At 69.5% G+C, this 12,472-nt stretch carries 9 protein-coding genes and 1 pseudogene; 2 read left to right on the forward strand and 8 right to left on the reverse strand.

The annotated features are described in order from the left end of the window. Window positions 1-36 precede the first annotated feature (36 nt). The 4 genes from ACFWNN_RS39945 to ACFWNN_RS39960 form a co-directional block, all read right to left on the reverse strand. On the reverse strand, window positions 37-2,340 hold the full coding sequence (locus tag ACFWNN_RS39945; RefSeq protein ID WP_382445171.1) for a glycoside hydrolase N-terminal domain-containing protein: 2,304 nt from the start codon (window positions 2,338-2,340) through the stop codon (window positions 37-39). A 49-nt stretch (window positions 2,341-2,389) separates the two neighbouring features. Beyond that, a complete protein-coding gene (locus ACFWNN_RS39950; protein WP_382445172.1) occupies window positions 2,390-4,525 on the reverse strand; it encodes a hypothetical protein in 2,136 nt (711 codons plus the stop codon). A 710-nt stretch (window positions 4,526-5,235) separates the two neighbouring features. Then, window positions 5,236-5,727: a universal stress protein gene (locus tag ACFWNN_RS39955; RefSeq protein ID WP_382445173.1), complete on the reverse strand. Its 492-nt coding sequence runs from the start codon at window positions 5,725-5,727 to the stop codon at window positions 5,236-5,238. A 20-nt stretch (window positions 5,728-5,747) separates the two neighbouring features. Then, window positions 5,748-7,271 (reverse strand): MDR family MFS transporter, encoded by a 1,524-nt coding sequence (locus ACFWNN_RS39960; protein ID WP_382445229.1) that lies wholly within the window; start codon window positions 7,269-7,271, stop codon window positions 5,748-5,750. A gap of 102 nt (window positions 7,272-7,373) precedes the next feature. Between ACFWNN_RS39960 and ACFWNN_RS39965 the strand changes: the two genes are divergently transcribed. Continuing rightward, on the forward strand, window positions 7,374-7,955 hold the full coding sequence (locus tag ACFWNN_RS39965) for a TetR/AcrR family transcriptional regulator (RefSeq protein WP_382445174.1): 582 nt from the start codon (window positions 7,374-7,376) through the stop codon (window positions 7,953-7,955). On the opposite strand, the gene ACFWNN_RS39970 is transcribed toward ACFWNN_RS39965, so the two are convergent. Continuing rightward, a complete protein-coding gene (locus ACFWNN_RS39970) occupies window positions 7,943-8,533 on the reverse strand; it encodes a short chain dehydrogenase (RefSeq protein WP_382445175.1) in 591 nt (196 codons plus the stop codon). The genes ACFWNN_RS39965 and ACFWNN_RS39970 overlap by 13 nt on opposite strands. A 69-nt stretch (window positions 8,534-8,602) precedes the next feature. Here ACFWNN_RS39970 and ACFWNN_RS39975 point away from each other — a divergent pair. Next, a pseudogene (locus ACFWNN_RS39975) lies at window positions 8,603-9,382 on the forward strand (LysR substrate-binding domain-containing protein); the annotation flags it as partial. On the opposite strand, the gene ACFWNN_RS39980 reads toward ACFWNN_RS39975, so the two are convergent. From ACFWNN_RS39980 to ACFWNN_RS39990, 3 genes are all read right to left on the reverse strand, one after another. Beyond that, window positions 9,363-10,985, reverse strand: a complete 1,623-nt coding sequence (locus tag ACFWNN_RS39980) for a PucR family transcriptional regulator (RefSeq protein ID WP_382445176.1) — start codon at window positions 10,983-10,985, stop codon at window positions 9,363-9,365. The pseudogene ACFWNN_RS39975 and the gene ACFWNN_RS39980 overlap by 20 nt on opposite strands. 87 nt (window positions 10,986-11,072) lie before the next feature. Then, window positions 11,073-11,816 (reverse strand): hypothetical protein, encoded by a 744-nt coding sequence (locus tag ACFWNN_RS39985; protein ID WP_382445177.1) that lies wholly within the window; start codon window positions 11,814-11,816, stop codon window positions 11,073-11,075. 109 nt (window positions 11,817-11,925) lie between these two features. Next, window positions 11,926-12,348, reverse strand: a complete 423-nt coding sequence (locus ACFWNN_RS39990) for a hypothetical protein (RefSeq protein ID WP_382445178.1) — start codon at window positions 12,346-12,348, stop codon at window positions 11,926-11,928. Window positions 12,349-12,472 lie beyond the last annotated feature (124 nt).

Genomic DNA, 12,472 nt, shown 5'->3' on the forward strand with positions numbered 1-12,472 from the left:
GAGCGCAACGGCCGATGACCACACACCGCCGTGAGATCAGGGGCGCAACGTCACCGACTGACCCTTGTTCAGCTTGACCTTCTTCTTCCAGGTGCCGAAGCGGACCTCGGTCTCCGTGCCACCGACGCTGCGCACGGTCACGCTGGTGACCTTGCTGTCCTTCCACGTCAGGTCGACGGTGAAGCCGCCGCGCGCGCCGATCCCGGTCACCGAACCGGTCTTCCACGCCTTCGGCAGCGCGGGCAGCAGTTCGATCACGCCGGGACGGCCGTACAGCAGCATCTCCAGCATGGCGGCCGGAGCGCCCAGGTTCGCGTCGATCTGGAAGATCGAACGGTCGCCGAAGCTGTACATGTCGAAGAAGTTCGGCGCCGTGCCGTTCGCGTAGTCGATCGAAGGCCGGATGACCTTCTGGATCAGCTCGTACGAGCGGTCGGCGTCCTTCAGCCGCGCCCAGCAGGCCGCGCGCCACGCGAGTCCCCAGCCGAAGCTCTCCATGCCGCGCGTGATCAGGTGCTGCTTCACGCCGTCGAGGATCGCCTTGGGGGAGTCGTCGCGGTTGATGCGGTCACCGGGGAAGAAGCCGACCAGCGGAGACAGGTGCCGGTGGGTGGTCTCGCCGAGGTCGTCGGGCGACATCCACTCCTGCAACATGCCGGTCTTCGGGCTGACGACCGGCAGGTACAGCTTGTCCCGCAACGCCGACATCTTCCGGCCGTACGCCTGGTCGCGGCGCAGCACGTCGGTCGCGGTGCGGTACGTGCCGAAGAGGTGGTGCACCAGCTCCTGGTTGTAGGTGTTGCCTCGGGTGTCCTGCGGGCCGTGCTCGGGTGACCAGTCGTGGTCGTCGACGAGGCCCTGCGGGGTCTCGACGAGCCGGGCCTCCCAGAACTCGCAGGCGCCCTTGAGCAACGGGTAGATCTTGGCCAGGTAATCGCGGTCGAGCGTGTACTCGTAGTGCTCGTACAACGACATGCACAGCCACGCGTTGCCGCCGGGGTGCCACCACCAGCCGCTGCCGCCGTAGATGTTGGTGGAGAAGGCGATCGCCCACCCGGCCACGCGGTTGTTGGTGTTGCGGAACCGGTTGCGCTCGTCCTGGTACACCGCCTGCGTCGTGTTGGTCCACGCTGGCAGCTGGGAGACGCAGTAGTCCGCCAGCGCCTCGAACGTGTCCGACAGCGCGGCCCGGTCCGCGAGCCAGTAGTTCATCTGGATGTTGATGTCGGTGTGGTAGTCGCTGTACCAGTCCGGGTTGTTGTTCGACAGCCACAGACCCTGCAGGTTGATCGGCAGGTTGTCGCGCGACGCCGTGATGGCGAGGTAGCGGCCGAACTGGAGGTAGCTCGCCTCCAGCTCCGGGTCCGGCGCGTTGCTCGACGCCCTGGCCTGCAAGCGGGTCCAGGTGTCCATGGCGCGCTGGGCGTCGGTGGAGCGGCCGAGGTCGACGCGCTGCCGGTCGTACTTCTTGCGGTAGTCGGCGACGTGCGTGCGCAGCAGGGCGTCGGCCTTGGCGCGCACCCTGGCCTTCTCCAGCGCGAGCTTCGCCGGTTCCATCAGCGGGTCCATGAACCCGACGCTGTGGTCCGGGACGTAGTTCGTGCCGCCGGAGAACACGATCACCAGGTCGGAGCAGCCGGTGAACGACAGCTTCGCGCCGTCCACCTTGACCGTCCCGTCAGGACTGAACGCCGTGACGACACCCGCGTACGCCAGCTTGTTCGCGAACGAGCCGGTGAAGACGGCCGCGGTGTGCGGGGCGTCGCCGACGGCCGGTTCGCCGTGCGCGCCGACGAGGTCGATCGTGCCGGTCTGGTTCGGGCCGACCAGCCGGACGATCACCACGTCGTCCGGGTGGCTCGAGTAGATCTCGCGGCGGTACTGCTTGCCGCCGTGGGTGTACTTCGTGGTGACGAGGCCGTTGCTCAGGTCCAGTTCGCGGCGGTAGTTCGTGGCGCCCGCGTGGCCGGGGACGTTCACGTAGAGCTTGGCCAGCATGGAGAACGTGCCGAAGTGCGTCGGGTCGTACGGCAGCTGGCCGTCGCCTTCGAGGGCGTCGTTCAGCTCGCCGGTCCACAGCGTGACGTCGGTCAGGTACAGGAAGTCCTTCTCGACGCCACCGCCGACGAGCGCGCCGAGGCGCCCGTTGCCGATCGGCAGACCCTGCTCGATGATCTTCGCCTCGTCGGCGGGAGCGGGGTACCAGAGCGTGGTCGGGTCGGCGGTGAGCGGGTTGCCGCCCGGCCGGTACGGCTCGGCGTGCGAGGTGAAGGTAGGCAGGACCATCGCACCCAGGCCGAGGGCGCCGGTGGCTTTGAGGAACGTGCGGCGTGAGGTCATCTTTGAGCTCCGGGGAGGTTCATCGGGTGACTCCTGGCAAAGGGCCTGGTCAGGGTGCGGTCAGGTTCGACACGTGCACCGCGTTGTCCGGTCCGCGCACCGCGACCCAGGTCGTGCCGCCGTCACCCGCGGCCGCGCCGACCGCGCCGGTGAGCGCGTTGCTCACGAACTGGTCGCGCTTGAACCACCAGGTGCCCGCGCCGCCGACGAGGTCCTGCTGCCACAGCGTGTAGTCGCTGCCGCGCACGAACACGTTGACCCGGTCGCCGTTCGCGACGGCCGTCGGGCTGCCGCTGATCACGCCGCCCAGCGAGGTCCACGCGGACCAGCCGTTCGCGGTGCGCCTGCGGTACCAGGCGGAGTCGTCCTGCAGCCGGACCGTGACGAACGTGCCGGCGGACACCGTCGCGGCAGAGGGCCTGCCGTAGATCTGCTGGTTGCCGGGGGAGCCGACCGACGTCCAGGTGGCGTTGCCCTTGTCGCGCGTCCACACGCGACCGTCGGCGCCGCGGCCGAAGAGGCTCCAGCTGTCCGGGCTCGTGAACGCCACCGACACCGAGTCGGTCAGGCTGCCGCCGAGCGAGGACCAGTTGCCCCACTTGTTGTTCGCGAAGGTCCGTTGGTACGCGACGTTGTCCGTGCCGCGCACGAAGAGGTCGATCCGCCCGTTCGGGCTCGCGAACGCACTCGGCTGGCCGAGGATCTGGCCGTTCTTGGGACCGCCGAGCACGACCCAGTTGCGCCACTCGCCGTTGACCATCGACCGCTGCGTGAGGCGGCCGGACTTGTCCCGCGCGAACGTCGCCATCGTCCGGTCGTCCCATCGGACGAGCGCCGGGCTGGCCGAGGTCTCGCCGCCGACGTCGGTGCCGGGCACCGCGGTCTCGCCGCGCAGCTTGAGGAACGCGGTGCCGTGCGCGGGAACCGTGACGGTGATCTTGTCGGTCGTCGTGCCCTTGTCCGCCCGCGCCCGCAGGTCCCGCACACTGACCGTGCCCTTGAGGCCGGTGTCGGCGACGTTGACCGTGAACTCGGCCGGCTGGTCGTTGCGGTTCAGCACCGCGACGGCCCGCTCGCCCTTGCCCTGCAACACCTTGCTGTACACGTCGACGTTGTTCGAGCCCGCCACCCGGACGCCCTGGACGGCCAGCGGGTCCTGGTTCACCGCGATGATCTCGGGGTTCTTCAGCGTGTCGATCATCGACTGCGGCAGCGTGCGCGGGTCCGACCCGATGATGAGCGGCGAGGCCATCACCGACCACATGACGAGCTGCGAGGTCGACTCCTCCTCGTTGAGCTCGTACGTCCCCTGCTCCGTCTTGCGCATCGGGATCAGGTAGTCGGGGTCGTTGTAGTGACCGGGCCCCTGCGCGCCGGGCCGGTAGAGGTTGCGATCCATGTTGCGCAGCACGTCACGCCAAATACCTTCGTACGGCGTGCCGAACGCGACGTCGGTGCTCGTCCGCCACGAGTCACCAACCCGCGGCCCGTACGTGTAGGCCACATAAGCCGTCTGGTCCCACCGGTGCGGCACACCCCACTCGTCGGTGACGGGGTTGCACAGGTTGAGGATCATCTTCCGCCCGGCCTTCTGCACGGCGGCGGAGAACTGCGTGAAGGCGACGGCCGGGTCCATGTTCTGCGCGATGCCGCACAGGAAGTCGATCTTGATGGCGTCGAACTTCCACCCGGCGAACTGCTTGGCGTCGGCCTCGTAGTACCCACCACCACTGCCGGCGGCGCAGTTCTTGCCGTCCCAGGCCCCCGCGTCCGTGTAGATGCCCGCCTTCAACCCCTTGGCGTGCAACGTGTCCACGAGCTTGGTGAACCCGGACGGGAACCGCGCCGGATCAGGCACCAGCGAACCCTTGCCGTCCCTGGGCGGGCTGGCGTTCCACCCGCCGTCGATCCACACGATGTCGTAACCGGCCTTCGCCAGGCCACTGCTCACGAGGTGGTCAGCCACCCCGAGCACCTTCTCCTCCGACGCCGCGCCAACGGCGAAGTAGGAGTTCCAGCCCATGTACGGCGTGCGCGCAACGCCGGAGTCGTAGTAGGTGGGCGCCCCTTGGTCAACGCCCGCGTGCTCAACGGGGGCGGACGTGGCAGCAGGAGCGGCGGCGACCGCCGTGGGCGCCACCAACGCCAACGCGATGGTGGCCGCGGACAGCAGGGTTCTCGGCATACCCGTACCTCTCGTCGTCGAGTGGCCACAGCATGCGTGGGTCACTCGATCGCGTCAAGAATAAATACTAAATTAAGTTTAGAAATCCCTGCGCCCGTACGCACCGTAACAGCCCTCCGACCTATGGCAACGGTTCGTGGCCAATCGGCCACGAACCTGTCCGATCCGAGCCAAGGTCCTCCGAGGTATGCCGTCTCTTCGGGTAACGCGACCTGCCCCCGAACGCACGTCCGCCCGGCTCGTGACGACGAGCCGGGCGGTGCGCTGGGGGTGTGCTGGGAGAAGGCGAGGAGTGGGTGAGGCGGAGGAGCGATGGTGCCAGCCGTGATCGCCATCGCAAGGTGACCACCCGCATGGTCCGGCGCGCGGTGCCAACCGGACAGCCGTCAACGCAAAGCCAACCACCTACGAAACCTGGCACGCGATGCCGCAGGCGAGCCCGAACGGGCTGATGCCCGCCACAGAGCCGGTTACGCCCCTCAAGGCGATTGGGGCTTTACCTTGAGGGGGCGGGATGCCAACCTGTTCGGTCCGGCCGGGGCGCTTTCAACCCCGGCTTTAGAGGCCGCGAACGCATCCCGCCAGAGGCTCAAGGTCAAGCCCCAATCGCAACCCCCCAGGTCTTTCGTCACGACCCGCGCGCCCACCCTCGCAACCGCCGGCCGAAGTGTGGGACGTGACCAACCCCGCTGGAACAGGACCCCAGGGCATCACGGCACCACGAGCACCGGCCAGTGCCCGGACCGGATCAGCCGAGTGGCCACCGACCCGGCGAACCGGTGCCCGGCCTGCTGCGAAGCCCCGACCACCACCATGTCCGCCTGACACTGGTCGGCCGACTCCCGCAGCACCGTGTACGGATCCCCGAACGCCTTCACGAACGTGACGGGCACGTCCAGCTCCTCGGCGAACGACCGGACCTGATCCCGCAACTCCGCGTACAACGTAGCCGCGGCTTCGTGCTCGAACACCGAGGCCACCGCCGGACTCAAAGCCGCCAAGGACGAGTGGCAGGCCACGAACGTGACCACCAGCCGGGCCCCCTGCCGCCGGGCGAACCCGAACGCCGACGCGGCGGCCCGCATCGCGGTGTCCGAGCCGTCCAGCCCGACCAGGACGGTGCGGGCGGACGGCAGGGGAGCGGGACCGAAGTCGTCCACTGTGGACTCGAAGGCGTTGGACCTGAAGGCACCGGCGCTCATTGGGTTTCCCCCTCCAGAGATCAGCGAGCGACCGCTGAGTCTGCTTCCTTCTTCTCGAGGTCGATCGTCGTCCGCAACGTGATCGGCTTGAGCAGCAGCGCCGCGATGATCCCGACGACCCCGACCGCGGCCGAGATCAGGAAGATGTGCGCCGTGGCGTCGCCGTACACCGTGTGCACGACGGTCTGCACCTGAGGCGGCAACGCCGAGAGGTTCAGCGCGCTCGTGCTGCCGGTCGACTGCCCGGCCGGCACGTGCAACGCGGCCGACAGATCCGCGGTGACCCGGTTGGCCAGCACGGCGCCCAGCACCGACACGCCGATCGTGCCGCCCAGCGAACGGAAGAACGTCACGGTCGCCGAAGCGGCACCGAGCTCGCTCAACGGCACGCTGTTCTGCACCGCCAGCACCAGGTTCTGCATCGTCATGCCGACACCGATGCCGACCACGGCCATCGCGATGCCGACGATCCAGAGCGCCGTGGCGTGGTCGACGAACCCGAGCCCGAGGAACCCGAGCACCAAGATGATCGTGCCGGCCACGATGTACGGCTTGATGCGGCCCGTGCGGCTGATCATCCGGCCGGACACGGTCGACGACACCAGCACACCCGCCATCAGCGGGATCGTCAGCAACCCGGCCTCGGTGGGGGAGTAGCCGCGGCCGATCTGGAAGTACTGGCCGAGGAACACCGCGCCACCGAACATCGCCATGCCCACCGAGAGCGAGGCGATGATCGCCAGCGCCGGGGTGCGCTGGACGACGATGTGCAACGGCACGACGGGTTCGGCGACGCGCGTCTCCACGGCAACAGCCGCACCCAGCAACACGAGGCCGGCCGCGACCATCGCGCCGCTCTGCCACGAGATCCAGTCGAACGAGTTGCCGACGAACGACACCCAGATCAGCAGCACGCTCACGCCCGCGGCGATCAGCGCGGCGCCCAGGTAGTCGATCTTCACGTTCTCCCGGCGCACGGTCTCCAGCTTCAAGGTGGCCTGGAGGACGACGAACGCGATGGCGGCGATCGGCACGGCGACCCAGAAGCACCAGCGCCAGCCGAGCCACGACACGTCGACGATGAGGCCGCCGAGCAGCGGGCCGCCGACGGTCGCGACGGCCATGACCGCGCCGAGGTAGCCGTTGTAGCGACCGCGTTCGCGGGGCGGGATGATCGCGGCGATCACGACCTGGACCAGGGCCTGGAGGCCGCCGACGCCGAGGCCCTGGAACGCGCGGGCGGCGATCAGCTGGCCGGTGTCCTGGGCGAAGCCGGAGAGCAGCGAGCCGATCACGAAGATCACGATCGCGGCCTGGACCAGCGTCTTCTTGTTGAACAGGTCGGCGAGCTTGCCCCAGATCGGGGTCGTGGCCGTCGCCGTGAGCAGGGTGGCCGTGACCACCCACGTGTACTGGGTCTGCGTGCCGTTCAGCGAGCCGATGATCCGCGGCAGCGCGGTGGAGACCACCGTGGAGCTGACCATGGCCACGAACAGCGCGAGCAGCAGTCCGGACAGCGACTCCAGCACCTGCCGGTGCCCCATCGCCTGAGTCTCGATCTTCACATCCGCCCCTTCGTCGCCCTAATTCTTGCGCGTCGTGCAAATTTGCGCAATGGGCAACGTACACCCGCTAGGCTGGACGGCATGGAGACCCTCACCACTCGCCGCGAGCACAAGAAGGCGGTGACCAGGCGGGCGCTGGCCGGAGCGGCGTTGCGGCTCGCGATGGAGCACGGCCTGGACGGCGTGACGGTCGAGGACATCGCGGACGCGGCGGGCGTCTCGCGCCGGACGTTCTCCAACTACTTCACCAGCAAGGAGGACGCGGTCCTCGACGCCGACCGCCAGCGCATCCAGGCCCTCGTGTCGCTGGTCGGCGACCGGCCGGAAGCAGAAACCGCCTGGCAGGCCCTGCGCGCGTCGACCGCCGAGCTCTACGAGGCGTGGCCCGTCCCCGACGTCGAGTGGATGGCCCAGCTCCGGCTGCTGCGCCGGCACCCGTCGTTGCTCGCACGACAGGCAGGCGACCAGGTCGCGCTCGAACGCGACCTGACCGCCGTTCTCGTGCTCCGCGAACCCGACGGGGAGATCGCCCGCCTGATGGCCGCGACCTTCCTCGCCACGATCCGCACCGGCATCGCCCTGTGGCTCGAAGGCGCGGGCGAGCAGCACCTGCCCACCCTGGTCGACCGCCTGCTCAGCCGCGTCGGGGTTCAGGGAACGTAGACCTGCCCGGTCTGCCGCCCCTCGATCGACCGCACGTACGCCCGCGTGACCTCGGCCAGCGGCACCGGCTTCAGGCCGGGGAAGAAGTCGCCGTACGCGTCGAGCGACTCGGTGAAGACCGTCGGACTGATCGCGTTCACCCGCTTCGGCGCGATCTCGACAGCGGCCGTCCGCACCCACCCCTCCAGCGCGCCGTTGGCCAGCGCCGCCGCCGCGCCACCGGGCACGGCCTCGCGCGCCAGCATGCCGGTGATCAGCGTGAACGAGTCCGTGACGTGCGCGAGCCCTTCGCGCACGAGCAGGATCTGGGGGAGCACCTTGCCGGTCATCGCGGCCTGGTAGTCGTCCACGGTCAGCTCGCTCACCGGCCCGAACGGAATGTGCCCCGCGGCCGACGCGACGGCGTCGAACGGACCCGCCGTCCGGTACATCTCGGCCACCTGGGCCGGGTCGGACACGTCGTACCGCAGGTCGCCCGAGGTGCGGGAGACGGTGACGACGTCGTGCTTGCGTTCGACGAGCTCCGAGTGCAGTGCGGTGCCCAACGTGCCTGAAGCTCCAACGAGCAAAATCCTCATGACACCGACGCTAGGTGCGTTGCGCGCGCCTGAGAAATGCCGATCGTGCAGCACTTATACTCGGCAGTCATGAATGTCGAGCTGCGTCACCTGCGAGCGCTCGCCGCGATCGGCGACCACCTGTCGATCACCGCGGCGGCCGAGGCGCTGCACGTCACGCAGCCCGCTCTGTCCCGCACGCTAGGACAGCTCGAACGCCGCGTCGGCGTCAAGCTCGTCGACCGCACCACCCGCCACGTCGCGCTGACCGACGCGGGCCGCCGCCTGTGGGAGCACAGCCACCGCATCCTCGCCTCGCTCGACACCGCGCTCGCGGAAACCGCTGCCCCGCAACCACTCAGGCTCACCTTCGCGTGGGCCGCGCTCGGCGGTCACACCACCCCGTTCCTGCGCGAGTGGCGCGCCGAACACCCCTCGGTCGACGTCCGAATCCACCAGTCCGAGGACCCGGTCGGTGCGTTGCGCCGCGGGGAGGCGGACGTGGCGATCCTGCGCACGCTGCCCGACCAGCCCGGCGTCGAGCACGTTCCGGTGGCCGAGGAACCCCGCGTGGCGGCCTTGGCGAACGATCATCCACTTGCGACCCGAGACACGCTGGTGCTCAGCGACCTCGTGGGCGAAAACGTTGCGGTGTGCGAGATGTCGGCGACCAGCTCGGCCGAACTCTGGCCCGCCGGCGACCGCCCGCACACCGTCGACGTGCCAGGCGCGGTCGAGTGGATCACCGCGATCGCGGCCGGCACCACAGTAGGCGTGACCACGGCCGGGTCGAGCCACGACTACCCGCACCCGGGCGTGACCTACCTCCCGCTGACCGACGCGGGCCTGATCACCGTGCACCTGGCGTGGCCGACACCGGCGGCTCACCCGGAGACGGCGGCGTTCGTCGCCCTGGCACGGCGCCATCTGGCCGCCACAACCGCAGCTGGAGCATCGCCGCGAACCGCGCGTCCGAGTCGCTGAGGTCGATCTCCCCGACCTCGGCCAACCGCCGCAGCCGGTACCGAAAGGTGTTGGGGTGCACGAAAACGGCGGCCGAAGCGGCAGTGACGTCCCCGAACGCGTCGAGCCATGCGGCGAGCGTCTCGACCAGGCAGGCACCGTGCTTGCGGTCGTACGCCACGAGCCGCGCAACGGGCCCGGTCAACACGTCCCCGCGCTCCGCGATGAGATCCGCCAGCTCCAGCAACAACCCCTCACCGTGCACATCGGACACACGCGCGACCCGCAACGACGACCGCCCTGCCCGCAACACCCGCAACACGAGATCGGCACCCGCCCGCGACCGGGACAACGCCAGCCCGTCCGCCTCCAGCCCGACCCCGACCAGCACCGGGTGGCCGATGCGGCTCTGGAAGTCCGCGGCGATCCGCAGCGCGCGGTCCTCGTCGACAGGCAGGATCGCGTAGGCGACATCCCCGACCAAAGCCGCCGCCGCACGCGGATGCACCGCCGTGAGGTGCATCGCGAGCGCGTCGGCGACCTGACGCCGTTCGGCCAGCAAACGAGCGTGCGAGGCAGGGTCGTCCCCATGCGAGTCGGCGAGGGCCAACGCCAGCACGACGCACGTCTGGTTCAGGCCCAGCCGCCGCACCGCCTCCGCCGCCCCCTGACCACCCTCGACGGCCGTGGACACCAGATCCGCGCGCAACCGCCGTTCGACGTCAGCGCCTGCCCGCTGCCGCATCAGGTGCAACGCCACGAGCTTGGCCGCGTCCCGGAACGTCTCGGTGCTCTCCGGCGACAACGGCTCCCGCACCGCGGCCCAGATCGAGCCGAGCAACTCGTCGCCCGCCCGCACCGCGACGGCCACCCTGGGCAGGCAGAACGTGCCGTCCTCCTCGGGGAGTCCTTCGACGTGCACGGGCAGATCACTGCGGTGCAAGTGCTCGAAAACCCCGCGCTCGGCCAGCATTCGCGAGTACCGCTCAGGCACCTGCCGCCCCAGGATCGTCTGCACCCGCGAAGGGTCCGCCTCGTCCTGCCGCCCGGAGAACGCGAGCACGCGAGAGCTCCGGTCCTCGATCGTCACGGGCGCGTCGATCAACGACGCCACCGCGTTGGCCAGCGCGAACAGGTCCCCGGACGGCACCCCGCCGAGGGTCTCGGACGGGTCGGGCTCCAGCAACGACCGCACCATCGCGGCGAGTTGCGTCCACGACGCCCCAGGCGCCAGCCCGAGCAGGACGACACCGGACCGATCGACGGCGTCGGCGAGTTCGTCGGTGAGCACGACCGGCCCGCGCACCACGAGTGCCGCGGCGCCACCGAGCCTGTCGAGCAGCGCCGCCGGATCGCGCACACCGACGCCCAGCACCAGCGCGGACGGCGGCACCTGGTCGTCGTCGGGGTCGTGGATGACGACGCCGCCGACGGTCCGGCTCGGGTTACCGCGCACGAGGTCGATCAGCGTGGTGCCGAGGTCGTCCAGCACGCGGGTCAGGCCTGTCATGCCACCGCTCCGCCCACCGTCCACAGAGGAATTCGAGATGTGTTCAACGAGGGGAGTCTACGGGCGAGCCCAACTCGTTCAGGCAGGTCAGGTGGTCAGCAGGTCGAACGAGAACCCGACCACGACGAGCGCGACTCCCACGGCTCGCAGGGACCGATCGGGCTGAGGGCCACGCAGCACCAGCAGGGCGGGCATGACCAGCAGGGAGTAGGCCCCGACGGCCCAGGCCCGGCGCACCAGATGAACGATCACCGGGACCGCGTCGGTCACCCACCCGAACGCCAACGCCACCACCACGGCGAGAGGCACGCTGGCGATGATCAGCAGTGCGGTGCCCCACCAGGGCAGCGAAGGCGGAACGACCGGCTGCCACCAGAGCACGAGCCCGACGCCACCCAGCACTCCGAACATCCCGAAGAGAGTGCCGCAGCCGGAGGCTTCCGTCGCTCGCCGGGCGTCCTCGGACAGCCGGTCGCGGCGTTCTGGCTCGTCGTAGACCGGTTGAGCTTCCGGGTACATGGCGTAGTAGAGGGCTTCGCCGTCGTCCGGCTCGCGCAGTTGCACGATCGTCGTGAGTTCGTGCGACCGGAACTCGTGGAACGTCTGCCAGCGGGCTCGCCAGCTCTGGGCGAGCGAGTGGTGGGCGGGCTCGGCCTGGCGTGCGCGCAGTTGCCGGCCCCAGGCCGCGATCCGCTCCGGTCCGATCACGTCGATGACCGCGGCGAGCCCTCCGGTGAACTGGAGGATCTTGCCGATCCGTCCCCACCACAGCACGTCGAGTCCCCACAGCCGCGTTCCCGCGAGCGACTGGCCCTGCCACCAGCGGCTCACGGCTTCCCAGTACGAAAGAGATTGCGCCAAAGCGGTACCCCCAGGAGGTGACCAGCGGGCCGCGGTCGACACCCCCTGTGTCAGCCGACCGCGGCCCACTGGTGGCCGGTCAGGTCTGCGAGTAGTACGAGCCGCGATAGGTGCCGTCGGCGAGGCGGAAGCAGACCCGGAACTTGCCGCGGCTGGACCAGGTGCCGGTGTTGACCCCGATCTCGCCTGGCGGGACGACCGCCGAGTCGACGACGTTGCTGAACCAGTTCTCGGCCCAGACCTTCGAGCCCGGGGCGGCGTTGTGGATGTTGGCGTGCCACGTCCACGCGCCGGCCGGTTGGATGACCCGCCAGAGCGAGCCGGTCGCCCCGCCCGCCCTGACGACGGCCATGCGCTCGTAGCCCGCCGCGCGCAACTGCTCGTCGCTCATCGTCGCGGTCGACGACGTGGCCGCATCCGCCGAAGCAGTCGAACCGGTCGTGGCGGCGACGGACAGAGCGAGCAACGCCCCCAGCGCTGCTGCTGTGATTCTGCGAAACATGATCGCTCCCCTGATTGAACCTGTGTGAACTCGGCTGGTGCGACAGGCGGCCGACCGAACGACGCCGGTTGAACCTCTTGGCGCCCTGACGGCTGCGGCACCTGGCCGAACACAGGTTGTAGTC

This window comes from Lentzea sp. NPDC058450 (genome assembly GCF_042721395.1).
Taxonomy (GTDB): Bacteria; Actinomycetota; Actinomycetes; order Mycobacteriales; family Pseudonocardiaceae; genus Lentzea.

Bases quoted from the DNA above. Each gene is read 5' to 3' on its own strand.
- ACFWNN_RS39950 (WP_382445172.1), bottom strand. From the start codon at position 4,525: ATGCCGAGAACCCTGCTGTCCGCGGCCACCATCGCGTTGGCGTTGGTG.
- ACFWNN_RS39990 (WP_382445178.1), bottom strand. From the start codon at position 12,348: ATGTTTCGCAGAATCACAGCAGCAGCGCTGGGGGCGTTGCTCGCTCTG.
- ACFWNN_RS39955 (WP_382445173.1), bottom strand. From the start codon at position 5,727: ATGAGCGCCGGTGCCTTCAGGTCCAACGCCTTCGAGTCCACAGTGGAC.
- ACFWNN_RS39980 (WP_382445176.1), bottom strand. From the start codon at position 10,985: ATGACAGGCCTGACCCGCGTGCTGGACGACCTCGGCACCACGCTGATC.
- ACFWNN_RS39960 (WP_382445229.1), bottom strand. From the start codon at position 7,271: ATGGGGCACCGGCAGGTGCTGGAGTCGCTGTCCGGACTGCTGCTCGCG.
- ACFWNN_RS39965 (WP_382445174.1), top strand. From the start codon at position 7,374: ATGGAGACCCTCACCACTCGCCGCGAGCACAAGAAGGCGGTGACCAGG.
- ACFWNN_RS39970 (WP_382445175.1), bottom strand. From the start codon at position 8,533: ATGAGGATTTTGCTCGTTGGAGCTTCAGGCACGTTGGGCACCGCACTG.
- ACFWNN_RS39945 (WP_382445171.1), bottom strand. From the start codon at position 2,340: ATGACCTCACGCCGCACGTTCCTCAAAGCCACCGGCGCCCTCGGCCTG.